18 protein-coding genes are annotated in these 24,211 nt (G+C 74.0%); 8 read left to right on the forward strand and 10 right to left on the reverse strand.

Features of this window, described 5'->3' with window-relative positions; all coding sequences use genetic code 11:
- Positions 1 to 61: 61 nt before the first annotated feature.
- Complete coding sequence (locus tag ACW14Y_RS13945) at positions 62 to 3,079, reverse strand: bifunctional [glutamine synthetase] adenylyltransferase/[glutamine synthetase]-adenylyl-L-tyrosine phosphorylase (RefSeq protein ID WP_456986919.1); 3,018 nt, start codon at positions 3,077 to 3,079, stop codon at positions 62 to 64.
- A gap of 182 nt (positions 3,080 to 3,261) precedes the next feature.
- Between ACW14Y_RS13945 and ACW14Y_RS13950 the strand changes: the two genes are divergently transcribed.
- Entirely contained in the window at positions 3,262 to 4,422 is a 1,161-nt protein-coding gene (locus tag ACW14Y_RS13950) for an acyltransferase family protein (protein ID WP_456986921.1), read from the forward strand.
- On the opposite strand, the gene ACW14Y_RS13955 is transcribed toward ACW14Y_RS13950, so the two are convergent.
- Entirely contained in the window at positions 4,389 to 5,600 is a 1,212-nt protein-coding gene (locus tag ACW14Y_RS13955; RefSeq protein WP_380302118.1) for a hypothetical protein, read from the reverse strand. The two genes, ACW14Y_RS13950 and ACW14Y_RS13955, sit on opposite strands and share 34 nt — an antisense overlap.
- A 193-nt stretch (positions 5,601 to 5,793) precedes the next feature.
- The gene (locus tag ACW14Y_RS13960; RefSeq protein WP_030391579.1) at positions 5,794 to 7,155 is read right to left on the reverse strand and encodes a glutamine synthetase family protein; all 1,362 of its coding nucleotides are present in this window, start codon (positions 7,153 to 7,155) and stop codon (positions 5,794 to 5,796) included.
- Positions 7,156 to 7,307: 152 nt separating this feature from the next.
- Here ACW14Y_RS13960 and ACW14Y_RS13965 point away from each other — a divergent pair, with 152 nt between their 5' ends.
- On the forward strand, positions 7,308 to 9,062 hold the full coding sequence (locus ACW14Y_RS13965) for an NAD+ synthase (protein ID WP_380302115.1): 1,755 nt from the start codon (positions 7,308 to 7,310) through the stop codon (positions 9,060 to 9,062).
- A 156-nt stretch (positions 9,063 to 9,218) separates the two neighbouring features.
- Here ACW14Y_RS13965 and ACW14Y_RS13970 read toward each other — a convergent pair whose 3' ends face one another.
- From ACW14Y_RS13970 to ACW14Y_RS13980, 3 genes are all read right to left on the reverse strand, one after another.
- A complete protein-coding gene (locus ACW14Y_RS13970) occupies positions 9,219 to 10,265 on the reverse strand; it encodes an endonuclease/exonuclease/phosphatase family protein (protein ID WP_456986924.1) in 1,047 nt (348 codons plus the stop codon).
- Between the two features lie 273 nt (positions 10,266 to 10,538).
- Positions 10,539 to 11,180, reverse strand: coding sequence for a TetR/AcrR family transcriptional regulator (locus ACW14Y_RS13975; RefSeq protein WP_380302111.1), 642 nt, complete (start codon positions 11,178 to 11,180; stop codon positions 10,539 to 10,541).
- A 122-nt stretch (positions 11,181 to 11,302) separates the two neighbouring features.
- Positions 11,303 to 12,949 carry an MFS transporter gene (locus ACW14Y_RS13980; RefSeq protein WP_456986926.1) on the reverse strand — a complete coding sequence of 549 codons (1,647 nt, stop codon included), beginning with the start codon at positions 12,947 to 12,949 and terminating at the stop codon, positions 11,303 to 11,305.
- 265 nt (positions 12,950 to 13,214) lie between these two features.
- Between ACW14Y_RS13980 and panB the strand changes: the two genes are divergently transcribed.
- From panB to ACW14Y_RS13995, 3 genes are all read left to right on the forward strand, one after another.
- On the forward strand, positions 13,215 to 14,084 hold the full coding sequence (gene panB / locus ACW14Y_RS13985) for a 3-methyl-2-oxobutanoate hydroxymethyltransferase (RefSeq protein ID WP_380436629.1): 870 nt from the start codon (positions 13,215 to 13,217) through the stop codon (positions 14,082 to 14,084).
- Positions 14,085 to 14,233: 149 nt separating this feature from the next.
- Positions 14,234 to 15,265 (forward strand): ATP-binding cassette domain-containing protein, encoded by a 1,032-nt coding sequence (locus tag ACW14Y_RS13990; protein WP_266269022.1) that lies wholly within the window; start codon positions 14,234 to 14,236, stop codon positions 15,263 to 15,265.
- Positions 15,262 to 16,074, forward strand: coding sequence for an ABC transporter permease (locus ACW14Y_RS13995; protein ID WP_266269023.1), 813 nt, complete (start codon positions 15,262 to 15,264; stop codon positions 16,072 to 16,074). Before ACW14Y_RS13990 ends, ACW14Y_RS13995 begins: the two co-directional genes overlap by 4 nt.
- 100 nt (positions 16,075 to 16,174) lie before the next feature.
- Here the strand turns inward: ACW14Y_RS13995 and ACW14Y_RS14000 are convergent, their stop codons facing one another.
- Complete coding sequence (locus tag ACW14Y_RS14000) at positions 16,175 to 19,567, reverse strand: AfsR/SARP family transcriptional regulator (protein ID WP_456986930.1); 3,393 nt, start codon at positions 19,565 to 19,567, stop codon at positions 16,175 to 16,177.
- Positions 19,568 to 19,773: 206 nt separating this feature from the next.
- Between ACW14Y_RS14000 and ACW14Y_RS14005 the strand changes: the two genes are divergently transcribed.
- Positions 19,774 to 20,589, forward strand: a complete 816-nt coding sequence (locus ACW14Y_RS14005; protein WP_456986932.1) for a site-2 protease family protein — start codon at positions 19,774 to 19,776, stop codon at positions 20,587 to 20,589.
- A 60-nt stretch (positions 20,590 to 20,649) separates the two neighbouring features.
- Here ACW14Y_RS14005 and ACW14Y_RS14010 read toward each other — a convergent pair whose 3' ends face one another.
- Both ACW14Y_RS14010 and npdG read right to left on the reverse strand, forming a co-directional pair.
- Complete coding sequence (locus tag ACW14Y_RS14010; RefSeq protein WP_266269026.1) at positions 20,650 to 20,835, reverse strand: hypothetical protein; 186 nt, start codon at positions 20,833 to 20,835, stop codon at positions 20,650 to 20,652.
- Between the two features lie 144 nt (positions 20,836 to 20,979).
- Positions 20,980 to 21,672: an NADPH-dependent F420 reductase gene (gene npdG, locus ACW14Y_RS14015; RefSeq protein WP_045940430.1), complete on the reverse strand. Its 693-nt coding sequence runs from the start codon at positions 21,670 to 21,672 to the stop codon at positions 20,980 to 20,982.
- 47 nt (positions 21,673 to 21,719) lie between these two features.
- On the opposite strand from npdG, the gene ACW14Y_RS14020 reads away from it, so the two are divergent.
- Both ACW14Y_RS14020 and ACW14Y_RS14025 read left to right on the forward strand, forming a co-directional pair.
- Positions 21,720 to 22,343: a hypothetical protein gene (locus ACW14Y_RS14020; protein ID WP_380308962.1), complete on the forward strand. Its 624-nt coding sequence runs from the start codon at positions 21,720 to 21,722 to the stop codon at positions 22,341 to 22,343.
- A gap of 141 nt (positions 22,344 to 22,484) precedes the next feature.
- Entirely contained in the window at positions 22,485 to 23,861 is a 1,377-nt protein-coding gene (locus ACW14Y_RS14025) for an MFS transporter (RefSeq protein ID WP_456986935.1), read from the forward strand.
- A gap of 16 nt (positions 23,862 to 23,877) precedes the next feature.
- Here the strand turns inward: ACW14Y_RS14025 and ACW14Y_RS14030 are convergent, their stop codons facing one another.
- Positions 23,878 to 24,111: a hypothetical protein gene (locus ACW14Y_RS14030; protein WP_456986937.1), complete on the reverse strand. Its 234-nt coding sequence runs from the start codon at positions 24,109 to 24,111 to the stop codon at positions 23,878 to 23,880.
- Between the last annotated feature and the right edge of the window lie 100 nt (positions 24,112 to 24,211).

Genomic DNA, 24,211 nt, shown 5'->3' on the forward strand with positions numbered 1-24,211 from the left:
AGGACGAGAACGCGAGGAGGGGCCCCGGGCGACCGGGGCCCCTCTCGGCGTTCCCGACGTGTCAGCCGTAGAACAGCCGCTCCACCACCGACCGGGCCCGCCGGGTGGTGCGCCGGTAGTCGTCCACCAGCTCGCCGCTGTGCCCGGCCCCGTACCCCAGGTAGCGGGCCACCCCGGCCAGCTCCCGGGTGTCCGCCGGGAAGGAGTCGCCCGGCCGGCCGCGCACCAGCATCACCGCCGAGCGCACCCGGGAGGCCAGCACCCAGGCCGCGTCCAGCACCTCCGCGTCCTCCGCCCCGACCAGCCCAGCCACGGTCGCCGCCGCCAGCGCCGCCCTGGTCCGGGTGGTGCGCAGCCCCGGCAGCTCGTGCCCGTGCCGCAGCTGGAGCAGCTGCACCGTCCACTCGACGTCCGCCAGCCCGCCCCGGCCGATCTTGGTGTGGGTGGTCGGATCCGCGCCGCGCGGCAGCCGCTCCGCCTCGATCCTGGCCTTGATCCGGCGGATCTCCAGCACGTCCCGCTCGGGCACCCCCTCGCCGGGGAACCGCAGCGGGTCGATCAGCTGCCGGAACCGCTCCCCCAGCTCCGGGTCCCCGGCCACCGGTTCGGCCCGCAGCAGCGCCTGGCTCTCCCAGGCGTGCGACCAGCGCCGGTAGTACGCCGTGTACGAGGCGAGCGAGCGCACCAGCGGGCCGTTGCGCCCCTCCGGCCGCAGGTCGGCGTCCACCTCCAGCGGCGGCTCGGTGGACGGCGCGGCGAGCAGGGTGCGCAGCTCGTGGCAGACCGCCTGGGCGGCCCGGGCGGCGTCCTCCTCCAGCGAGCCGAGCAGCGGCTCGTGGACGAAGAGCACGTCCGCGTCCGAGCCGTAGCCCAGCTCGTGCCCGCCGAAGCGGCCCATCGCGATCACCGCGATCCGGGTCGGCAGCTCGCCGTTGCGGGCCTCCCAGCCGGCCACGCAGGCCCGCAGCGCGCCCTGCAGGGTGGCCGCGTTGAGCGCGGTGAGCGCCTCGCCGGCAGTGTCCAGCGCCTGTGCCGGGTCCTCGCCGAGCCGCCCGAGCACATCGGCGGCGGCGGTGCGGAACAGCTCCCGGCGGCGCACCGAGCGCACCGCCGCCACCGCGCCGGCCACCGAGTCGGCCCGGCGGACGGCGGCCAGCACCTCCTGCTCCAGCGCGGGCCGCCCGCGCGGCACCAGTCCCTGCGGGTCGCCGAGCATGGCGACCGCCTCCGGTGCCCGCAGCAGCAGGTCGGGGGCGAGCCGTCCGGCCGACAGGACCCGCGCCAGCTGCTCGGCGGCGGCGCTCTCGTCGCGCAGCAGCCGCAGGTACCAGGGGGTGCGGCCGAGCGCGTCCGAGACCTGGCGGAAGTTGAGCAGTCCGGCGTCCGGGTCGGCGGAGTCGGCGAACCAGCCGAGCAGCACCGGCAGCAGGGTGCGCTGGATCGCCGCCTTGCGGCTGACCCCGGCGGCGAGCGCGCTCAGGTGCCGCAGCGCGGCGGCCGGGTCGGCGTAGCCCAGCGCCTCCAGCCGGGCCCGGGCCGCGTCCTGGCGCAGGCCCGCCGCGCCCGGCGGCAGCTCGGCGACGGCGTCCAGCAGCGGCCGGTAGAACAGCTTCTCGTGCAGCCGGCGCACCTCGACGGCGTGCCGCTTCCACTCCCTCCGCAGCGCGGCGACCGGGTCGGCCCTGGTGTCGTCGTTGATCAGCGGCGCCAGCGAGCGGGCCAGCCGGCGCTGGTCCTCCTCGTCGGTGGGCATCAGATGGGTGCGGCGCAGCCGGTGCAGCTGGATCCGGTGCTCCATCGAGCGCAGGAACCGGTAGGCGGCGTCCAGCGAGGCGGCGTCGGCGCGGCCCACGTACCCGCCGCGGGAGAGCGCGGCCAGCGCCTCCAGGGTGTTGCCGCTGCGCAGCGCCCCGTCGGTGCGGCCGTGCACCAGCTGGAGCAGCTGGACCGAGAACTCGACGTCGCGCAGCCCGCCGGGGCCCAGCTTGAGCTGGCGGTCCAGCTCGGTGGCCGGGATCGAGTCGATCACCCGGCGGCGCATCTGCTGCACGTCGGTGACGAAGTTCTCCCGGGCGGCGGCCTGCCAGACCATCGGCGCCAGCTCGGCGACGTACGCCTCGCCGAGTTCGGCGTCGCCGGCCACCGGGCGGGCCTTGAGCAGTGCCTGGAACTCCCAGGTCTTGGCCCAGCGCCGGTAGTAGGCGACATGGCTGGCCAGGGTGCGGACCAGCGGGCCGTTGCGGCCCTCGGGGCGCAGATTGGCGTCCACCGGCCAGATGGTGCCCTCGCCGGTGGTGTCGGCGCACAGCCGGGTGAGCGCGGCGGCCAGCCGGGTGGCGGCCTTGACCGCCCGGTGCTCCTCGACGCCCTCGCGCGGCTCCGCGACGAAGATGACGTCCACGTCGGAGACGTAGTTGAGCTCGCGGCCGCCGCACTTGCCCATGCCGATGACGGCGAGCCGGCAGTCGGCGGCGGCCTCCGGGTCCTGCGCGGCGGCCAGGTCCAGGGCGGTCTGGAGGGTGGCGCCGGCCAGGTCGGCGAGTTCGGCGGCGGTCTGGGCGAGGTCGGTGGTGCCGGTGAGGTCGCGGGCGGCGACCGCCAGCAGGCAACGGCGGTAGCCGACCCGCAGGGCGTCGGCCGGGCGGCCGGTGGGGTCGGCGGCGACGGCCTCGGCGAGCGCCCGGCGGAAGTCCGCCGGACCGGGGTGCATGTCGCGCAGCTCGAAGGTGACCAGGACGTGCCAGTCGTGCGGGTGCCTGGCGAGGTGGTCGGCGAGCGCGGTGGACGCCCCGAGCACCCCGAGCAGCCGGTCGCGCAGCGGCTTGGAGGTGGTCAGGGTGTCGCGCAGGGTGTGCCGGTCGGTCTCCTCGGCGGCCTCCAGCAGCCGGGACAGGCCGAGCAGGGCGAGGTCGGGGTCGGCGGTGGCGGCGAGCGCGTCGAGCACGACCGGGTCCGCGGCCAGCCCGTCCAGGGCCGGTTCGGCGAGCAGCCGCAGCGCCTTGGCGGGGTCGGTGAACCCCCGTCGCGCCAGTCTGGTCTCCGGTCGGCTCACCCGGCTGCCGGCCCGCTGTTCCTCCACCGCTACCGCCCCTCCGTCCGTCCGCCCCCGTCCGCCCCAGCAGGCTACGCGTCCCCGGCGCGGCGCGCCCGGGCGTGACCGCCGGACGGACACCGGTGTCGCCCGTCCGTGACCCCGGGACCGCCGCGCTCGTTCACCCGGCGTCCCCGCCCGCCGCCTCTCCCACCGTCCCGGAGGGTCCGATGCCCGGCCGTCTGCCCTCGCTCACCGGGCTGCGTTTCTGGGCCGCGCTGCTGGTGGTGCTCTACCACCTGGCGCGCAAGCTCGGCGAGCTGCCGCTGCTGGGCCCGCTCTCCTGGTACGGGCGTTCGGGGGTCACCTTCTTCTTCGTCCTCTCCGGTTTCGTCCTCGCCTGGACGTACGAGGGCTCGCCGGTCGGCGCCCGGTCCTTCGCCCGGCGCCGGTTCGCCCGGATCTGGCCGCTGCACGCGCTGACCACCGCGCTGTCGCTGGGCGCGAACGCCGCTCTGGGCCTGGCGGTCCCGCTGGCGGCGGTGCTCTGGTCGCTGCCGCTGCTGCACGCCTGGGCGCCGGGCACGGTCTTCGGCGGCAACCCGGCCTCCTGGTCGCTGGGCGCCGAGGCCTGGTTCTACCTGCTGTTCCCGGCCCTGCTGCGGCTGCTGGCCCCGCGCCGGCGGAGCTGGCTGCCGCTGGCGGCGGCCTGCGCGGCGCTCGGCCCGGCGCTCTGGGCGGCGGGCGCGCTGCTGCCCGCCGATCCGGCCCTGCGCGGCTGGCTGCTGGACTACCTGCCGCTGACCCGCACGCCGCAGTTCGTGCTCGGGGTGGTCACCGGGCTGGCCGCCCGGCACGGGCTGCTCCCCCGGGTGCGGCTCGGCGCGGCCGCGGCGGCGGTGGCCGGCTGGCACGTCCTGCTGGTGCCCTGGCACGCGGCCGCCCCCGACTCCCTGTGGTGGGGCCCGTACAGCGCCTCGCAGCTGTTCCCGGCCCCGCTGTTCGCGGCGCTGCTGGTGGCCGCCGCCGGGCGGGACGCGGCGGGCACGGCGCCCCGGCTGCTCTCCGGACGGACGGCGGTGCTGCTCGGCGAGTGGTCCTACGCCTGGTACCTGGTGCACGAGATCGGCATCCGCTGCTGGCTGTGGACGGCCGGACGGCCGGACGGGACGCTCGCGCTGCTCGCCGTCGACCTGCTGCTCGTCGCGGTGACGCTGGCCGTGGCGGGCGCCCTCCACCGGTGGGTGGAGCGCCCCTGCGAGCGGCTGCTGCGCGGGGCGCCCCGGCCCGCCGGAACGCCGCTGCCGCACCACCCGGTGCGGGTGGTGCGGCAGCGGCGCCGGTCGGTGGCGGGCGGTCAGCCCTCCAGCGAGCCGTCCAGGTTCACGTAGGCGTAGAAGACACCGAGGTCGTAGCCGTCCTTGTCGGTGTCGAACTTGATGCTGATGTCGGTGTCCCCGTTGCGCAGGAACGGCGAGATGTCCCAGCGGTTGGAGTCGTAGCCGAAGTTGTTGCGGTTGTACGGGTTGCGGACGAACTGGTCCGCCGGGGTCAGCTCCTCGATGGTGGAGTTGAACGCGTCGTTGGCGGCGTGGTTGACGTCCGAGAAGACCGACAGCGGCCCGTTGGTGGACTTCATGGCCAGGGTGTCCCCGGTCCACTTCAGGTCGCCGTCGTAGACGATGAAGCCGAGCTTGCCGGCGACCGGCCCGGTGGCCGGGGTCTGCAGCCCGTCGAGGGTGAACTCGCGGGGCGGGCTGTCCGGCAGCTCCACCTGGAAGCCGTCCCAGATGTGGACGTGGCGCAGCGGCTTGCAGTCGTTCTCGTACGCCACCACGATCGACCAGCCGCCCCAGCTGTGCGGCTTCACCACCGAGTCCATGTTGGCGGCGGTGTAGGTGCCGTTGCCGGCGTTCCTCACCAGGTCGGTGATGTCGGCGGAGGCCTGGTAGCTGCTCTCCTCGGTGGTGGTGATGTAGCCGATGGACGGCTGGTCGTTGGCGATGTTGCGGTACTGGTTCTCGCCCGGGACCTTCAGGTAGATCTCGTCGATCTGGCTCTCCGGCAGGACGGTGCTGCCGATGCCGCGGGTGCCGCCCCAGTACAGCCGGGCGTACTTGACCTTGGAGCCCTCCAGCAGCCCGAGGTCGGCCGAGCTGGCCGAGTAGATCTCGTCCCCGAGCGGGCCGATGCTGCCCGGATCGATGTTGATGTACTTCATCTGGTAGTTGTTGTTGATCGGCCGGCTGCCCGCACCGGTCCGGGCGTCCACGCACGGCGGCTGCGCCGGGTCGACCGGCGGCTGGGTCTCGTCGCAGGTCATCAGGGAGTTGCTGATCCGCGTGACGGAACCGTGGAAGTCGCCCTGGAAGCGCGTCTTGAACGGCAGCGGGTTGGAGACGATGGTGTCGGCACGCTGCTGCGGGCCCTTGGGGCCCGAGCCGCGGGCGTCCGCGATCGGGGCGGTGAGCAGCTGTCCGGCGACGGCGACGACGGCCACACCGGTGATCCCGATCCGCCGGGCGAGGGTACGGACGGCGGCGGCGCGGCTGACGGTGGAGGAGGGCATGAGGTCCTCTCAGGGGGGAGGGGATTGATCACGCTTATCGGATCACAACGCAACGTCACAATCTCCTCACGTACCGCCATCAGGGAACGGGCCAACCCAAACGGCGGGCCCGCCGTCATCCATTGGAACGACGGCGGGCCCGGTGATGCTTGACGTGGCGTCAGTCCCCTGTGGCGGGGATCCCCCGAGCGCCCTACAGGACCTGGAGGTTCTTGCGCAGCTCGAAGGGGGTGACCTCGGAGCGGTACTCCTCCCACTCCTGCTTCTTGTTGCGCAGGAAGAAGTCGAAGACGTGCTCGCCCAGGGTCTCCGCGACCAGCTCGCTGCGCTGCATCAGGTCGATCGCCTCGCCCAGGTTCTGCGGCATCGGCTGGATGCCGAGGGCGCGGCGCTCGGGGTCAGTGAGGGCCCACACGTCGTCGTCGGCGCCCGGCGGGAGCTCGTAGCCCTCCTCGATGCCCTTGAGGCCGGCCGCCAGGGTGACGGCGTAGGCCAGGTAGGGGTTGCAGCCGGTGTCCAGGGAGCGGACCTCGACCCGGGTGGAGCCCTGCTTGCCCGGCTTGTACATCGGGACCCGGATCAGCGCGGAGCGGTTGTTGTGGCCCCAGCAGATGTACGACGGGGCCTCGCCGCCGGCGCCGGCGGTGCGCTGGGAGCCGCCCCAGATCCGCTTGTAGGAGTTCACCCACTGGTTGGTGACGGCGGCGGTCTCGGCGGCGTGGCGGAGCAGGCCCGCGATGAAGGAGCGGCCGACCTTGGAGAGCTGGTACTCCGCGCCCGACTCGTGGAAGGCGTTGCGGTCGCCCTCGAACAGCGAGAGGTGGGTGTGCATGCCCGAGCCGGGGTGGTCGGAGAAGGGCTTCGGCATGAAGCTGGCGTGCACGCCCTGCTCCAGCGCGACCTCCTTCATCACCAGCCGGAAGGTCATGATGTTGTCGGCCGTGGAGAGCGCGTCGGCGTAGCGCAGGTCGATCTCCTGCTGCCCCGGGGCGCCCTCGTGGTGGGAGAACTCCACCGAGATGCCCATCGACTCCAGCATGGTGATCGCCTGGCGGCGGAAGTCGTGGCCCACCCCGCGCGGGGTGTGGTCGAAGTAGCCGGAGTGGTCGGCGGGGATCGGCGCGGTGCCGTCGCCGGGCAGGTTCTTCAGCAGGAAGAACTCGATCTCGGGGTGGGTGTAGAAGGTGAAGCCCTGGGCGGAGGCCTTCTCCAGGGTGCGCTTCAGCACGAACCGCGGGTCGGCGTAGGAGGGCGAGCCGTCCGGCATCAGGATGTCGCAGAACATCCGCGCGGTGCCCGGGGTCTCCGAGCGCCACGGCAGGATCTGGAAGGTGGTCGGGTCCGGCTTCGCGATCATGTCGGACTCGTACACCCGGGCGAATCCCTCGATCGCCGAGCCGTCGAAGCCGATGCCCTCCTCGAACGCCTGCTCCAGCTCGGCCGGCGCCACCGCGACCGACTTGAGGAACCCCAGGACATCGGTGAACCACAGCCGGACGAACCGGATGTCACGCTCTTCGAGCGTCCGAAGCACGAACTCCTGCTGCTTGCCCATGGGGACAGTCTCACCTCTGCTCTTTACGTTCGTGTTACGCCCGGAAACCACCCCGGCAGCGACTGCTCCCCATCATGGCGGATCGCGGCCGCCGGAGGCAGTGGCGACCCCGGCCGAGACATTTCGTCAGATCGACGATTAGACTCGGTGGCATGCCCAATCTGCGTCTCGCCCTCTGCCAGACCGACCCCTGGGTCGGTGACATCGCGCGCAACGGTGACGAGGTGGTGCGCTGGACCGAGCAGGCCGTCGAGGCCGGTGCCCAGCTGGTCGCGTTCCCCGAGATGGCCCTGACCGGCTACCCGGTCGAGGACCTCGCGCTGCGCCGCTCCTTCGTCGAGGCGTCGCGGTCCGGGCTGGCCGAGCTGGCCGGGCGGCTCGCCGCGGCGGGGCTCGGCGAGGTGCCGGTGGTGGTGGGCTACCTCGGCCGCTCCGAGCAGGCCTCGCCGCGCTTCGGCCGGCCGGCCGGCTCCCCGCAGAACTGCGCCGCGGTGCTGTTCCGCGGCGAGGTCGCCACCCGGTTCGCCAAGCACCACCTGCCGAACTACGGCGTGTTCGACGAGTACCGCTGGTTCGTCCCCGGCGACCAGCTGCCGGTGGTGCGGGTGCACGGGGTGGACGTCGCGCTGGCGATCTGCGAGGACATCTGGCAGGACGGCGGCCGGGTGACCGCCGCCCGCGAGGCCGGGGCCGGCCTGCTGCTGGTGATCAACGGCTCGCCGTACGAGCGGAACAAGGACGACGCCCGGCTGGAGCTGGTGCGGCGCCGGGCCGCCGAGGCCGGCTGCGCGCTCGCCTACGTGAACATGGTCGGCGGCCAGGACGAGCTGGTCTTCGACGGCGACTCGATCGTGGTCGCCCCGGACGGCGAGGTGCTGGCCCGCTCGCCGCAGTTCGAGGAGCACCTGCTGGTGCTGGACCTCGACCTGCCGGCCGCCAGCAGCGACCACACCGACGGGCTGCTGCTCGCCGACGGCCTGCACCTGGTCCGCGCCGAGCTGGGCGGCGGGAGCGCCGGGGCATCCGCCGAGGCGGTACGGGCCGAGGTCGCGCCGCGGATCTCCGACGAGGCCGAGATCTGGTCCGCGCTGGTCGCCGGCACCCGGGCCTACGTGCGCAAGAACGGCTTCCGCTCGGTGCTGATCGGCCTGTCCGGCGGCATCGACTCGGCCGTGGTGGCCGCCGTCGCGGTGGACGCGATCGGCGCCGAGAACGTGCACTGCGTCTCGATGCCGAGCCGCTACTCCTCGCAGCACTCCCGGGACGACGCGGCCGAGCTGGCCCGCCGCACCGGGCTGAACTTCCGCACGGTGTCGATCGCCCCGATGTTCGACGCCTACATGGCCGCCACCGAGCTGACCGGACTGGCCGAGGAGAACCTCCAGTCCCGGCTGCGCGGCACCCTGCTGATGGCGATCTCCAACCAGGAGGGACACCTCGTGCTCGCGCCCGGCAACAAGAGCGAGCTCGCGGTCGGCTACTCGACCCTGTACGGCGACTCGGTCGGCGCCTACGGCCCGATCAAGGACGTCTACAAGTCGCTGGTCTTCCGGCTGGCCCGCTGGCGCAACGAGGAGGCCGAGCGGCTCGGCGCGGTGCCGCCGATCCCGGAGAACACCATCGTCAAGCCGCCGTCCGCCGAGCTGCGGCCCGACCAGAAGGACACCGACTCGCTGCCGGACTACGACCTGCTGGACACCGTCCTCGACCTCTACATCGAGGGCGACCAGGGCCGGGACGCGATCGTGGCGGCCGGCTTCGACCCGGCCGTGGTGGACCGGGTGGTGCGGCTGGTCGACACCGCCGAGTACAAGCGCCGGCAGTACCCGCCGGGCCCGAAGATCTCGGTCAAGGGCTTCGGCCGGGACCGCCGGCTCCCGATCACCAACCGGTGGCGCCGGGGCTGAGTGCTGCCCTTGTTGTTCGCCCTTCGCCTCCGGGGCGCTTCTGTCCGGTGCCGACGGTCGGCGCTCCGACGCCGCTCGTACCTCGCGGCGTCCTCGCGCTCTCCCTTTCGGCACCGGCGCGCCCCTTCGGCTCAGGGCTCACGGGGCTCACGGGGCTCACTTGTAGCGATAGGTGGCGGCCACCGCGAGGTGGTCGCTGCCGTCCCGCTCCAGGGTCCGCGAGTCGGTGGGCTCCAGCCCGCCCTTGCTCATGATCTGGTCGATCCGGGCCATCGGGAAGGACGCCGGCCAGCTGAAGCCGAAGCCGTCCCCCGCCGCGCCCTGGGCCGAGCGCATCTGCGAGGTGACCGGCGCCAGGCTGCGGTCGTTCATGGTGCCGTTGAGGTCGCCGAGCAGCAGCACCTTCTTCAGCGGCTCGGCCTCGACCGCGTCGCCCAGCGCCTGGGCGCTGACGTCCCGCTGGTTGACGGTGAAGCCGCCCTCGGCCTTGAGCCGGACCGACGGCAGATGGGCGACGTACACCGCGAGCGGACCCTTCGGGGTGGTCACCTCGGCCCGGAACGCCCTGGTCCAGCCCATCTTGATGTCCACCACCGAGACGTCGCCGATCGGGTACTTGGACCAGAGCCCGACCGTGCCCTCCACCGCGTGGTACGGGTAGCTCGCGGCCAGCCCGGACTCGTAGGCGCGCAGCGGCTTCCCGGCCAGCTCCTGGAGCGCGACGATCTGCGCCCCGGACTTCTCCAGCATCCGGACGGTGCCCTGCGGGTCGGTGTTGGCGGCGGCCACGTTGTGGCTGACCACGGTGAAGTCGCCGGTGCCGCCGCTCTTGTCGGTGAGCAGGCCGCCGAACATGTTGGCCCAGATCACCACCGGCACCAGCAGCGCGAGCAGCGCGGTGGCGGAGCGGCGCAGCAGCGCGGGGACGAGCAGGACCGGCACGGCCAGCCCCAGCCAGGGCAGGAAGGTCTCCAGCAGGCTGCCGAGGTTGCCGACGCTGTTCGGCACCTCGGCGTGGTAGGCCATCAGGGCACCGAGCAGCAGGGCCAGGACGGCGAGGACGAGGCCGCGCCACCAGGTGCTGCTGCCCCGGGCGTCCCGGCCCCAGCCGCGCACGCCGAGGAACCCGGCCGGGCGTCGGACGGATCCCGGGTCGCCGGCCGCTGCCGGGGACACCCGGTCCGCCCTGTCCGCCTGCGCCATCCGTGACTCCCGTCGTTCGCGCCGTCTGTCCGTCCGCGGTACGCCGCCGCCGGTGGCGGAGGGCGTGCCGGACCTGTGCCGGTTCGGTCGGATTCCGGCCCAGCCTATGTCGGGACAGACGCTCGGTCGGCCGACCCGGGTTCCGGCGTGGCCCGGTTGGTGAGCCAGGCCACTGCGGGGCCGGTCGGGCCGGAACCGTCTCCCGGCCTGCGGCGATGCCGACGGGAGGACGGGCCGGGGGCGCGGAACGGCCGCGCGGGGGTTCCCGTCCGGTCAGGCCCGGGCGGGCCGGAGGGCGGGGCCGGCGACGCCGCCGAGGAGGGCGTCGACCATCCGCTCGGCGAGCCGCGGGTCGTCGAGGTCGGAGTCGTCCCAGAGCACGCTGCGGGCGAGGATCGGGCCGATCAGCAGATCGCCGAGCAGTTCCTCGTCGAGGTCGTCGCGCAGCTCGCCGGCGGCGACACCGCGCCGGATCACCTGGCGGGCGGCCTCCCGGCGGGGTGCGATCACCCGTTCGCGGTAGGCGGCGTGCAGCTCGGGCCAGCTGTGCATCTGGCCGAGCGCCGCCTTGAGCACCCAGCGGGAGCGCTTGGCCAGGCCGCGCAGCCGCATGTACTCGATCATCGCGACGAGGTCGCCGCGGATCGACCCGGTGGTCTCGGGGAGCGGTTCCTCCAGCCTGCTGACCATGTCGATCAGCAGGGCCTCCTTGTTGGGCCAGCGGCGGTAGATGGTGGCCTTGCCGACGCCGGCGGCGGTGGCGATGCCCTCGATGGTCAGTTCCGCCAGGCTGGTGCCGGCCGCCATCAGTTCCTCGACACCGGCGAAGATCGCCTGTTCGGCGGCCTCGCTGCGGGGCCTGCCGCGGCGCGGGCCGGCGCAGGGCGGCGGCGCGGCCGTCGGGTCGGTCTTCATCTCGCATCTCCCGGTTGTGGAGCCCCGCCCGGAGAGTGGCGGGGGTCGCACGCGCTCGTGGGCCCTGTCACCGGCGGTCCTCCCGGCGACAGGGCCCCATTCTCGCTCAGCCCGGCCGCCGGTCAGGCGTCCGCGGCCGCCTTCCGGAGGGCCGAAGCGGCCCGCTCGCCGTGCTGGGCCGCGTCCGCCGCCGCGCCGGGACCGGCGGGGCCCGCGCCCGGGCCGCCGGCCGGCGCCTTGCCGGGCAGCAGGAACCAGGCCAGCAGGGCGCCGGCCGCGGTGATCCCGGCGGAGAGCCCGGCCACCACGTGCATCGCGTGGATGAAGGAGTCGTTGGCCGGGCCGATCAGGTCCTTGCCCCGCTCCCCGAGCCGCGCGGCGACGGCCATGGTGGCCTCCAGCGACTCGCCGGCCTTCTCCCGGAGCTCCGGGGTGGGCAGCTGGGCGAGCCTGTCGGACATCCCGTCGCGGTAGACGGTGGAGAGCACGGCGCCGAGCACCGCGACCCCGAGCGAGCCGCCGACCTGGCGGAAGGTGTTGTTGACGGCCGAGCCGGCGCCGGCCTTCTCGCGCGGCAGCGAGCCCATGATCGCGACCGTGATCGGCGGCATGACGTGCGCCATGCCGGTGCCCATCAGCAGGCCGAGCACGACCAGCACCCAGATCGGGGTGGTGGCGCCCAGCGTCAGGTAGCCGAGGAAGCCGGCCGCGATGAACGCCATGCCGGCGGCGCAGGTGGCCCGGACGCCGAAGCGGTCGACCACCAGCCGGGCGCGCGGGGCGAAGACCAGCTGGGCGACGGCCAGCGGCAGCATCAGCACACCGGCCTCCAGGGCGCTGTAGCCGCGCACGCTCTGGGTGTAGAAGACGCCGAAGAACGAGACGCCCATCAGTGCGAAGAACACCACCCCGATCACCACGACCGAGGCGCTGAACACCTTGTTGCGGAACCAGTTGACGTCCAGCGCGGGGTGCGCGGTGCGGCGCTCGAAGAGCACGAAGGCGGTCAGCGCCACCAGGCCGAGCAGCACCGGCCCCCAGGCCGCGACGGCGGTGAAGTCGGCCAGCTCGCCGCCCTTGATGATGCCGTAGATCAGCGCCACCAGGCCGACGATGGAGAGCAGCACGCCGACCGGGTCCATCCGGCCCGGGTTCGGGTCCTTGGACTCCGGGACGAGCAGGGCCATCGCGATCACCGCGACGATCACGATCGGCACGTTGACCAGGAAGACCGAGCCCCACCAGAAGTGCTCTATCAGCAGACCGCCGGTGATCGGGCCGATCGCGATCGCGAGTCCGACCGCGCCGGCCCAGATGCCGATCGCCTTGGGCTGCTCGGCACGCTCGAAGACGTTCATGATGATGGCGAGCGTGGCCGGCATGGCCAGCGCCCCGCCGACGCCCATCAGGGCGCGGTAGCCGATCAGTTCGCCCGGCGTGGAGGCGAGCGCGGAGAGCAGCGAGGCGATGCCGAAGACGACCATGCCGGCCAGCAGGGCGCGCTTGCGGCCGAACCGGTCGCCCAGCAGTCCGGAGGTGAACAGCAGTCCGGCGAAGACCAGGGTGTACGAGTTGATCGACCATTCCAGGTCGCTCTGGCTGGCGCCGATACCGGTGGGCGCCGGGGAGGCGATGGTCTTCATCGCGACGTTGAGGATCGAGTTGTCGAGGACGACGACGAGCAGGGCGAGCACCAGGGTGCCCAGGATCGCCCAGCGGCGGCGGTGGATGGCTTCCGGCACCCGGGGTGGCGCGGCGGCGGTGGTCATGGCTTCTTCCCGTCCGTGGTACGGCGTGGCACTGGCGGGCAAATTCGAGCCGCGATCGTCTCGTAAACCCCCCGCAGTGAGCGTAGCGCTCATTTCGATACGAGACGGCTCCGTTTCGTAAAACCCTGGCAAAGATCCGCCGGACCGTTCCCGCACCCGGCGCGGCCTCGCCCCTTTTGCACCCGCGCCGGGCCGTGCAAGCATGGAGGGGATCCGGGGACGCCGCACGGCGCCACGAGACGACAACCCTTCAGGAGCCTGTTCGATGAACGCTTCTTCGCCTTCGCCTGCCCAGAACCAGGCGTCGACCACCACCCTCTACGGTGGGGTCACCACCCGCCGCGTCACCGTCCGCGACCTCGCCGCAGCCAAGCAGCGCGGTGAGAAGTGGTCGATGCTGACCGCCTACGACGCCCTCACCGCCGGCGTCTTCGACGAGGCCGGCACGCCCGTCCTGCTGGTCGGCGACTCCGCCGGCAACTGCCACCTCGGCTACGAGACCACCGTGCCGGTGACCATGGACCAGATGGTCATGCTGGCCGGCGCCGTCGTCCGGGGCACCAAGCGGGCCATGATCGTCGCCGACCTGCCGTTCGGCTCCTACCAGGAGTCCCCGGCCCAGGCGATGCACAACGCGGTCCGGCTGATGAAGGACGCCGGGGTCGGCGCGGTCAAGCTGGAGGGCGGCGAGCGCAGCGCCCGCTCGATCGAGCTGCTGGTCGAGGCCGGCATCCCGGTGATGGCGCACATCGGCCTCACCCCGCAGTCCGTGCACGCGCTGGGCGGCTACCCCGTCCAGGGCCGCGGCGACGAGGCCGCGCACCAGCTGCTGCGCGACGCCAAGGCGGTGCAGCAGGCCGGCGCCTTCGCGGTCGTCCTGGAGGCGGTGCCCGCCGAGCTGGCCAAGCAGGTCACCGAGCAGCTCACCGTCCCCACCGTCGGCATCGGCGCCGGGGTCGACTGCGACGCCCAGGTGCTGGTCTGGACCGACTTCGCCGGCATGACGGCGGGCCGGGTGCCCAAGTTCGTCAAGCAGTACGCCAACCTGCGGGCCGTCCTCGGCGACGCCGCCCGCGCGTTCGCCGAGGACGTCCGCGGCGACGCCTTCCCCGCCGCGGAGCACACCTTCCACTGACGCGCTCCCCGTCACCGGGGCCCTGCCACGGCCGGGCCGGGCCCCGGTGACAGCCGCCTGACAGCGGGCCGACAGCGGCTCGCCGGCGGGCCGCCCGCCCGTCACCCCGCTGACAGCGGGCTGACAGCCGGGCCGGACAGTCTTACCGCATGACACGAATCTCCACCGCCCCGAACGACCGGGGGCCCGCCGCGGGGAACGCCGTCGAGGTCCGCGGCATCGTCAAGCACTTCGGCAGCACCAAGGCGCTCGACGGCGTCGACCTCACGGTGCGCGAGGGCACCGTCCTCGGCGTGCTCGGCCCCAACGGCGCCGGCAAGACCACCCTGGTCCGCGTCCTCTCCACCCTCATCAAGCCCGACGCCGGCACCGCCTTCGTCGGCGGCTACGACGTGCTGCGCCAGCCCAAGCAGCTGCGCCGCACCATCGGCCTCACCGGCCAGTACGCCTCCGTCGACGAGCTGCTCTCCGGCTACGAGAACCTCTACCTGATCGGCCGGCTGCTGGACCTCTCCAGCAAGGACGCCAAGGCGCGCGCCACCGAGCTGCTGGAGCGGTTCTCGCTCACCGAGGCCGCCAAGCGCGTCGCCAAGACCTACTCCGGCGGCATGCGCCGCCGCCTCGACCTGGCCGCCTCCATGATCGGCCGGCCCCGGGTCCTCTACTTGGACGAGCCCACCACCGGCCTGGACCCGCGCACCCGCAACGAGGTCTGGGACGAGGTGCAGCGGATGGTCGCCGAGGGCGCCACCGTGCTGCTCACCACCCAGTACATGGAGGAGGCGGAGCAGCTCGCCAACGAGCTGACCGTCATCGACCGGGGCCGGGTGATCGCGGCCGGCGGCATCGCCGACCTCAAGGCCCAGGTCGGCGGCCGCACCCTCCAGGTCCGGCCCAACCACCCGGCCGAGCTGCCGGAGATGGCCCGCTGCCTGCACGACACCGGCATCGCCACCGCCACCTTCTCCGCCGACACCGGCCTGCTGTCGGTGCCGCTCACCTCCGAGGAGCAGCTGACCGCCGTGATCGGCGTCCTCGGCACCCGGGGCTTCGGCATCGCCGACATCGACACCAAGCTGCCCAGCCTGGACGAGGTCTTCCTCGCCATCACCGGCAAGCCCTCGGACCGCCCGGCGGCCGAGGACGCCGCCCCCAGCCTCGCCAAGGAGCCCGTCGCATGACCACCGCCACGCTCGCCCCCGCCCGGGCCGAGGAGGGCCGGATCGGCCTGCCCGGCCATCTGCGGCACGTCGGCGCGCTGACCCGCCGCAACCTGATGCGGATCAAGGCCGACCCGGAGTCGATGTTCGACGCCGTCCTGATGCCGGTCATCTTCACCGTGCTCTTCGTCTACGTCTTCGGCGGCGCCATCTCCGGCGGCCAGGACGCCTACAAGCAGTACATGATCCCCGGCCTGCTCGGGCAGACCGGCATCACCCTGGCGATGGCCGTCGGCACCGGCCTCAACAGCGACTTCCAGACCGGGGTGATGGACCGGTTCCGGACCCTGCCGATCGGCCGGTCCTCGGTCCTGCTCTCCAAGATCGCCGCCGAGACCTGCCGCGCCCTGCTCTCCTTCACGATCCTGATCGTCTTCGCGCTGATCCTCGGCTTCGAGCTGAAGGGCGGCTTCCTGGAGCTGCTGGCCGCGGTCGGGCTCTCGCTGCTCTTCGGCATGTCCATCGTGTGGATCTCGATGCTGCTGGGCATGGCGCTGCGCAGCGCCCAGGCCGTCCAGGGAGTCGCCATGCTGGTCCTGATGCCGATGCAGTTCGGCAGCTCGATCTTCGCCCCGACCGACACCATGCCGGGCTGGCTCCAGGCCTTCACCAAGGTCAACCCGCTGTCGGCGCTGGCCGACGCCTGCCGGGCCCTGATGAACGGCCAGGGCGCGGTGGCGCACCCGGTGCTGATCGTGCTGGCCTGGTCGGTCGGCATCACCGCGGTCTTCGCCCCGCTCGCCGTCGCCCGGTTCCGCAAGCGGACCTGAGCCCCGGCCGGACCGGCCCGCGGCCGGCCCCGGACGCGCGAGGGGAGCGCCCGGTGCCGGCTGCCCGACCCCGGGCGGCCCGGTCCCGGGCGGCCCGGGGTCAGCGCACCAGCTCGTCGAGCATCGCGTTGGTCTCCGCCATGGACATCGTCCGCCCCTCGGCGGACGCCGCCTCGAACTCCGCGTCACCGAGCATCCCGCGCAGGATGTCCTCGGCCCGCTCGCGCTCGACCCGGTCGAGGTAGCCGCCCTTCGGCCCGTTCATCCCGGCGTGCGCGCCGAACAGCACCGCGGCCAGCCGGGCCTGCGCCAGGTCGCCGTCCCGTCGGGCGAAGGCCTCCAGCAGCCCGACCACCGGCGGCAGCAGCATCACCGACATCTGCTCCACGAAGCCGCTCGCCGCGGCCGGCACCGAGCGCATCAGCTGCCGGCCCTCGCGGACCAGCTCCCGCCCGAGGTCGGGATCCCCGGCCCGGGCGGTGATCCAGCCCCGGGTGACGGTCAGCATCCCGCCCACCACGTCCGGGGCGAACGCGCCGATCCGGGTCCACTGGAGCACGTCCAGCTCGGCCAGGGCCCGCTCGTAGTCCTCGCGCTGCACATTGATGCCGCAGAGCATCAGATGGCCGAACAGCAGCGCGCCGTTGGTCGCCTGGTTCTCCCCCGGCTCGATCCCGTCCAGCGCCGCCCGGATCTGCCGCTCCCCCGCCGCGAGGTCGCCGTCCAGCATCGCCGAGCCCAGGTGCACCTGGAGCATCGGCACCTCCTGCGGCGCGCCCAGCTCCTCGGCCAGCTCGATCGCCCGGCGGTACGCCTCGACCGCCTCCGCCGAGCGGCCCTGGTTGGCCAGCGACTCGCCGCGCGCGGACAGCGCCTGGGACATCCCCCAGCGGTCGCCGGCCCGGCGGTACAGCTCCAGCGACTCCTCGCCGTCCAGGGTGCTCTGCTCCGCCCCGCCCGGCCAGTCGTTCATCATCTTGGCCCGGATCTGCAGGATGAACGCCAGGTCGCTCGCGCTGCCGTGCTCCCGGCAGCCCACCACCGCGTCGTCCAGCAAGTCGCGCATGGTGTCCAGCTGGCCGATCAGGAAGGCGCCGAAGACCCGCATCAGCCCGGGGAAGCGGTAGGACTGCGGCAGGTCGCGGCCGTATGCCTCGGTGACCTTGCGGGCGGTCGCGACCGCCTCCTCGTCGGCCAGGACGTCGAGGTTGCCCTCGAACATGCTGATCAGCCGGTAGATGACGATCGCCCGGCGGGCCTCCCCCAGCGCCTCCGGCGGCATCGGCACCGGGTACTCCAGCACGTGCCGGTCCAGCGGCACCGGAGGGGCCGCGGCGTCGAACGGGTCGGGACCGATCGACAGCACCGCGTCGTACCAGCGGCGGGCCTCCTGGCTGTAGCCGCGCAGCGACCAGTACCAGCTCATGCCCAGCGCCAGGACCAGCGCCTCGCCCTCGTCCCGGCGGCAGACGGCGCGGCGCAGCGCCGCCCGGATGTTGTCGTGCTCGCGCTCCAGCACCGCCAGCCAGTGCAGCTGCTCGGGCCCGTGGATGTCGAGGTCGGCGCCGCGGACCAGCTCGCGGAAGTACCCGACGTGCCGGCCCCCGGTGTCGGCGGTCTCCTCGGCCTCGGCCAGCCGCTCGTCGGTGTACTCGTGGATGGTCTCCAGCATCCGGTAGCGCGGCGGCCCCTCCCCGTCCAGGTCGGCCACCAGGAGGGACTTGTCGACCAGCGAGAGCAGCAGGTCGGCGACCTCCTCGCGGGGCACCTCGGTCCCGTCCGAGCAGACCGACTCGGCCGCCTCCAGGGTCCAGCCGCCCGCGAACACCGCCAGCCGGCGCAGCACCGCGCGCTCCTGCTTGCCGAGCAGGTCCCAGCTCCAGTCGACCACCGCGCGCAACGTCTGCTGACGCGGCAGCAGGGTCCGGCTGCCCGCGGTGAGCAGCGCGAAGCGGCTGTCCAGCCGGTCGGCGATCTGCCGGGCCGTCATCACCCGGAGCCGGGCGGCGGCCAGTTCGATGGCGAGCGGCAGCCCGTCCAGCCGGCGGCAGATCTCCGCGCAGGCCTCCGGGTCGCTCCGCGGGTCGAAGCCCGGACGGGCGGCGGCGGCCCGCTCGGTCAGCAGCCGCAGCGCCACCGCGTCCGGCAGCGGCTCGACCGGCAGCACGGTCTCGCCCGGCACCCCCAGCGGCTCCCGGCTGGTGGCGAGCACGGTCAGGCCCGGGCACTCGGTGAGCAGGGTGTCCGCGAGGTCGGCGGCGGACTGGATCAGGTGCTCGCAGTTGTCCAGGACGAGCAGCATCCGGCGGCGCCCGCAGTGCTCGATCAGCCGGCGCACCGGGTCGTCGGTGCGGCCCTCGATCACCTCGGCGACCATGCTGGCGCCGGTGTGCAGGACGGTCGCGCGCAGGCCGAGCGCCGACACCACCGCGCCCGGCACCGCGTCCGGGCGCTCCACCGGGGCGAGCTCGGCCACCCAGACGCCGTCCGGCCAGTGCCCGGCGCCCTGCTCCAGGCGGCCGGCCTCGACCGACAGCCGGGTCTTGCCGGAGCCGCCGGGGCCGGTCAGGGTGACCAGCCGGCTGGTGGCGAGGACGGAGCGCAGTGCGGCGAGGTCGTTCTCCCGGCCGACGAAGCTGGTCAGCCGTCCGCGCAGATTGCCGGGCGCGCGGGCGGGCGGCGCCGGTGCGGGTGCCGGTGCGGGCGGCGCGGGCTCCGCGGTGGCCGCGCCGGGGACCGGAGCGCTCCCCGCGGCCGGAGCGGCCGAAGCAGCCGGAGCGGCCGGGCTCAGCAGCTCGGCGTACAGCGACTGGAGCCGGCGCCCGGGATCGACGCCCAGCTCGTCCGCCAGGGCGCGCCTGGTGCGCTCGTAGTGGCGCAGCGCCTCGGCCGTCCGGCCGGACTCGTGCAGCGCCCGGACCATCAGGTACTGCAGCGGCTCGTCCAGCGGCCGGCCCTCGCACAGCTCGGCGAGCTCGGCCACCAGCTCGGCCGCCCGGCCGAGGCCGAGCTCGGCGGTGATCCGGTGCCGGCGGACCTCCTCGCGCTGCGCCTCCAGCCTGGTCGCCGGGCCGCCCCGGTCCGGCAGGTCGGCGAGCGCCGGGCCGCGCCACAGCGAGAGCGCGGCGCGCAGCCGCTCGGCGGCCGACACGTCGTCGCCCTGCTCCAGCGCCCGGCGGCCCTCCCCGGCCAGCCGCTGGAACTCGGCGAGGTCGGTGGCGGGCTCGGTCAGCCAGTACCCGGCCGGGCCGGAGCCGACCCGGTCGCGGCCGATGGTCCGGCGCAGCCGGCCGACCAGGGTCTGGAGCGCGGCCGACGCGTCCTGCGGCGGCTCGGCGTCCCACACCTCGTCGACCAGCAGGTCGGCCGGCACCGGCCGCCCCTGGCGCAGGGCCAGCGCGGCGAGCAGGGCGCGCAGCCGGGCTCCGCCGAGCGGGACCGGGGTGCCGTCGTCGTGGTGGGCCGTGGTGGTGCCGAGGATGCCGTAGTGCACCGCACCATTCTGGTGGATCGACCCCGTCCCCCACGCACATTTGTCCAGCCCTCGACCCTGACTGCACCCTGACTCCGGGAGGCCGGGCCAGGAACCCGGTGCCGGGCGCCGTACGTTCACCCTGGACGGCTTGTCCGGCGCGGGCCCGCCCGGCATGATCGGCCTCTGCCCCGCCCTCATCCCCCGACCACCGGAGCACCCACACCATGACCTTCGCCGCCACGCAGCGCTCACGCAGCGAGGACCGCCGGATCAGCCCGGTGTTCTGGGTCCTGCTCGCGATCTTCGCCACCTCCGCCGTGGCGGTGTTCCAGGGCTACGGCAACGACCGGTTCGGGATCTTCCTTTTCGTGGTGGCCGGCTGGATGGTCTCGCTCTGCCTGCACGAGTACGCGCACGCGCGCACCGCACTGCACGGCGGCGACATCAGCGTCGGCGCCAAGGGCTACCTGACCCTCAACCCGTTCAAGTACGCGAACGCCCTGCTCAGCTTCGTGCTGCCGATCGTCTTCGTGCTGCTGGGCGGCATCGGCCTGCCCGGCGGCGCGGTCTGGATCGAGCGGCACCGGGTGAAGGGGCGGCTCAAGCACAGCCTGATCTCGGCCGCCGGTCCGCTGGTGAACCTGCTCGCCGCGGTGCTGCTGCTGGTCCCGGTCGGCGCGGGCTGGCTGGACGACTCCTCGGTGCACGCGGTCTGGAACGGCTACGAGCTGGACGTCTCGCCGCTGGCGCTCGCGCTGGGCTTCCTCGGCATGCTCCAGCTGAGCGCGACCCTGCTCAACCTGCTGCCGGTGCCCGGCCTGGACGGCTACGGGATCGTGGAGCCGTGGCTGTCGGCGAAGACCCGGCGGGCGATCGAGCCGTTCGCGCCCTACGGCATGCTGGCCGTCTTCGCGCTGCTCTGGCAGCCGGAGATCAACCACTTCTTCTTCGAAGGCGTCTACGGGGCGATGGACCTGGTGGGCGTCGACCGGGTGTACGCGCAGGTGGGCCACGAGCTGTTCATGTTCTGGAAGGACTGACCGGGTCGGGACCGACCGGACCAGGACCGACCGGCCGGGGCGTGTCCTCCGGGGCGGGCCTCAGGCGCGCTCGGCCGCCGCGCGGGCCAGCTTCTCCCGGCGCAGGTTCATCCAGAGCACATTGCTGGCGATGCCGGCCATCGGCAGCCAGACCAGGCCGAGCCACCAGCCCTGCACCAGCGAGACCACGGCGGCGGCCAGCGCGAGAACGACGACGAGCGAGGCGAGGACGGACGTGCGGGGCATGGCGGGGTACTCCTGCGGCCGGGGGTGAGGTCGGCCCCCATTGTCGCCGACCTCACCCCCGGACCGGGTCCAGGGGTGAGGTCGGCGATCCGGTCCGGTCGTCGGACGACCGGACCGGACCGGGCAGTCGGCGGACGCCGGTGCTCAGACGTCCGTGATGCGCAGACCCGCGTGCGCCTTGTAGCGGCGGTTGACCGAGATCAGGTTCGCCACCAGCGACTCCACCTGGTGCGCGTTGCGCAGGCGCCCCGCGAAGATGCCCCGCATGCCGGGGATCCGGCCGGCCAGCGCCTGCACGATGTCGGTGGCGGCCCGCTCCTCGCCGAGCACCATCACATCGGTGTCGATCCGCTCGATCGACTCGTCCTGGAGCAGCACCGCCGACAGGTGGTGGAAGGCCGCGGTCACCCGGGAGTCCGGCAGCAGGGCGGCGGCCTGCTGGGCGGCGCTGCCCTCCTCCGGGACGAGCGCGAAGGCGCCCTGCTTGTCGAAGCCGAGCGGGTTGACGCAGTCCACCACGATCTTGCCGGCCAGCTCCTCGCGGAGGGCGGTGAGGGTGGCGGCGTGCCCGTCCCAGGGCACCGCCACGATGACGATGTCGCTCTCACGGGCGGTGGCGGCGTTGTCCGCGCCGCGCACCCCGAGGCCGATCGCGTCCGCCGAGGCCTGCGCGCGGGCCGCGTCGCGCGAACCGATGATCACCTGCTGGCCGGCCTTGGCCAGCCGCAGGGCCAGCCCCCGCCCCTGGTCGCCGGTGCCGCCGAGGACACCGACCACCAGCTGCGAGACGTCCGGCAGCTCATGGGCCGGGTTTGTCGCTGAATCGAGGGAAGTCATGGGCCGATCCTGCCAAACGAGCGGCCCGTCGCGACATCCTGAGCGCCATGGACGCGGTGAGAGTTTCGGCACTGAGGGACCGTCTGGCCGGAACCGGTTGGCTGGAAGCCGTCGGCGGCTTCGCCGGGGAGCTCCGGCACGCGGTCACCCGGCGCGGCGCGGGCGAGCTGCTGCTCGTCGGCACCACCGGGTACGAGCCCTGGCACCTGGCCGCCCACCTGGAGGACGAGGCCGCCTGGTCGGACGTCCCCCGGCTGGCGCCGACCCTGCTGCGGCACCGGGTCCCGGCCGCCGCCCCGGCCCATCTGGCGCACGGTCTGGGGCGGCTGACCGGGGCCGGGCGCGGGGCGACCGTCCTGGTGGTCGCCCCGACCTCGGCCGGGGAACCGCTGCTGGAGCGGGTGCACGACGCCCGCCGGCACGGGGCGACGGTGCTGGCGCTGGAGGGCGCGGCGCCCGGCACCCCGGACGGGTCCGCCGACCCGGGCGAGCTGGCCGGGCTGGCGCACCGTCGGCTCGCCGTCGGCACGGCCGAGGACGAGCCCTTCGACCTCGCCCAGCACCTGGTCAGCGCCGCCGCCGGGCAGCCGCCCGGGCAGCGCTCGGCGCTGGGACGGCTGGCCGCGCTCGCCGAGCGGCTCACCGCGGGGCCGACGATCAGCCGCTGGTGACGGCGGGCCGGGCGACGGGCGGGGGCGGGACAGCAGGCGGCCAGGACGGCGGGCGGCGACGGCGGCCGGGGCGGCAGCACGTGGGCGGCGGCCGGAAAATCCGTTGCGGCCGGGCCCCGCCCCCGCAGAGGATGGTCGCTCGTGAACGAAGCCGCCACGCCCCCGAGCGGTCGGGTGAAGTCCCTGCTGCGCACGGTCGCCCCCGACCTGACCCCCTGGCGCTCCTCCCGGGAGTTCCGCCTGCTGTGGCTCTCCGGCTGTGTCACCGGCTTCGGCAGCTTCCTCACCTACGTCGCCGTGCCGATGCAGATCAAGGAGTTGACCGACTCCTCGGTCGCGGTCGGCCTGGTCGGCGCCTTCGAGCTGGTCCCGCTGATCGTCTTCGGCCTCTGGGGCGGCGCCCTCGCCGACGCGCTGGACCGCCGCCGCCTGGTGCTGTTCGCCGAGGCGGGGCTCGGCCTGCTCTCCGTCCTGCTGCTGGTCAACGCGCTGCTGCCGACCCCCGTGCTGTGGCCGATCTACCTGGTGGCCGCGCTGGTCGCCGCCGCCGACGGCCTGCAGCGCCCGGCCCTGGACTCGCTCACCCCGCGGATCGTCCCGCACGACCAGCTGACCGCCGCCTTCGCGCTCAACTCCCTCTACCGCAACGCCGCCTCGGTGGCCGGCCCGACCCTGGCCGGCATCGTGGTCACCTTCGCCGGGGTGCAGACCGCGTTCGCCCTGGACGTGGTCACCTTCGGCGCCTCGCTGCTGCTGCTCTCCCGGATCCGGGCGGTGCCGCCGCCCACCGGCGCCGAGAAGCCCTCGGTGCGGGCGGTGCTCACCGGTGTCCGCTACGCGTGGAGCCGCAAGGACCTGCTCGGCACCTACGCGATCGACCTGTGCGCGATGCTGTTCGCCTTCCCGGTGGCGATCTTCCCGTTCCTGGCCGCCGAGCTGGACGCCGGCTGGGCGCTCGGCCCGATGTACGCCGCCTCGGCGGTCGGCGCCCTGCTGGTCTCGGTGACCGGCGGCTGGACGTCCCGGATCCACCGGCACGGCCGGCTGCTGCTGGCCGCGGCGCTCGGCTGGGGCGTGGCGATCGCCCTGGCCGGCCTGTCCGGCTCGGTCTGGCTGGTGCTGCTCTGCCTGGCGCTGGCCGGCGGCGCCGACCAGATCAGCGGGATCGCCCGCTCCACGCTGTGGAACCAGTCGATCCCGGACGCGGTGCGCGGCCGGATGGCCGGGGTCGAACTGCTCAGCTACTCGGTCGGGCCGCAGCTCGGCCAGGTCCGGGCGGGCGGCATGGCCGGGCTGGTCGGCGTCCGGGCCTCGGTGTGGGTCGGCGGCGTGGCCTGCGTGGTGGGCGTGCTCGCGCTGGCCACCGCGCTGCCCCGGCTGCTGTCCTACGACGACCGCACCGACCCGCACGCGGCCGCCGTCCGGGCCGAGCACGAGCGCGTGGCGGCGGAACGGGCGGCGGCGGAACGCGCGGCGGGGCTCTCCCCGACCGAGGAGAGCCCCGCCACCGCCGGCTAGTCCACCAGGCCCGGGGCTACTCCCCCTCGCCGTCCTGCGGCCGGTCGTTCCACTGCGGGTCGTTCTTCCACTCGCGGTTGCGCAGCTCCGCGGTCTCCAGCGCGTGCGCCGCCTCCTGCTGGGTGGAGTACGGGCCCAGGCGGTCCTTGGCCGGGCACTCCGGCCCCTCCTCGACCTTGGCGTGCTTGATGCAGTAGAACCATTCGCCGGGCCGGCCGGTCGGCTTGTTCCGCCGGAATCCCAGGGCCATGGTGGTCACCTCCGTAGCGGCGGTCGTGTCCCCGCCTTGCGTCGCGTCGTCCCGATCATTCCCCGCCCCGGCGCCGGCCGCACACCCGGTGCCCGCCCCC

The organism is Kitasatospora sp. cg17-2 (assembly GCF_054031055.1).

Coding starts and splice junctions, on each gene's coding strand:
- ACW14Y_RS13950 (WP_456986921.1), top strand. CDS start 3,262: ATGCCCGGCCGTCTGCCCTCGCTCACCGGGCTGCGTTTCTGGGCCGCG.
- ACW14Y_RS13955 (WP_380302118.1), bottom strand. CDS start 5,600: ATGCCCTCCTCCACCGTCAGCCGCGCCGCCGCCGTCCGTACCCTCGCC.
- ACW14Y_RS13960 (WP_030391579.1), bottom strand. CDS start 7,155: ATGGGCAAGCAGCAGGAGTTCGTGCTTCGGACGCTCGAAGAGCGTGAC.
- ACW14Y_RS13965 (WP_380302115.1), top strand. CDS start 7,308: ATGCCCAATCTGCGTCTCGCCCTCTGCCAGACCGACCCCTGGGTCGGT.
- ACW14Y_RS13970 (WP_456986924.1), bottom strand. CDS start 10,265: ATGGCGCAGGCGGACAGGGCGGACCGGGTGTCCCCGGCAGCGGCCGGC.
- ACW14Y_RS13975 (WP_380302111.1), bottom strand. CDS start 11,180: ATGAAGACCGACCCGACGGCCGCGCCGCCGCCCTGCGCCGGCCCGCGC.
- ACW14Y_RS13980 (WP_456986926.1), bottom strand. CDS start 12,949: ATGACCACCGCCGCCGCGCCACCCCGGGTGCCGGAAGCCATCCACCGC.
- panB (WP_380436629.1), top strand. CDS start 13,215: ATGAACGCTTCTTCGCCTTCGCCTGCCCAGAACCAGGCGTCGACCACC.
- ACW14Y_RS13990 (WP_266269022.1), top strand. CDS start 14,234: ATGACACGAATCTCCACCGCCCCGAACGACCGGGGGCCCGCCGCGGGG.
- ACW14Y_RS13995 (WP_266269023.1), top strand. CDS start 15,262: ATGACCACCGCCACGCTCGCCCCCGCCCGGGCCGAGGAGGGCCGGATC.
- ACW14Y_RS14005 (WP_456986932.1), top strand. CDS start 19,774: ATGACCTTCGCCGCCACGCAGCGCTCACGCAGCGAGGACCGCCGGATC.
- ACW14Y_RS14010 (WP_266269026.1), bottom strand. CDS start 20,835: ATGCCCCGCACGTCCGTCCTCGCCTCGCTCGTCGTCGTTCTCGCGCTG.
- npdG (WP_045940430.1), bottom strand. CDS start 21,672: ATGACTTCCCTCGATTCAGCGACAAACCCGGCCCATGAGCTGCCGGAC.
- ACW14Y_RS14020 (WP_380308962.1), top strand. CDS start 21,720: ATGGACGCGGTGAGAGTTTCGGCACTGAGGGACCGTCTGGCCGGAACC.
- ACW14Y_RS14030 (WP_456986937.1), bottom strand. CDS start 24,111: ATGGCCCTGGGATTCCGGCGGAACAAGCCGACCGGCCGGCCCGGCGAA.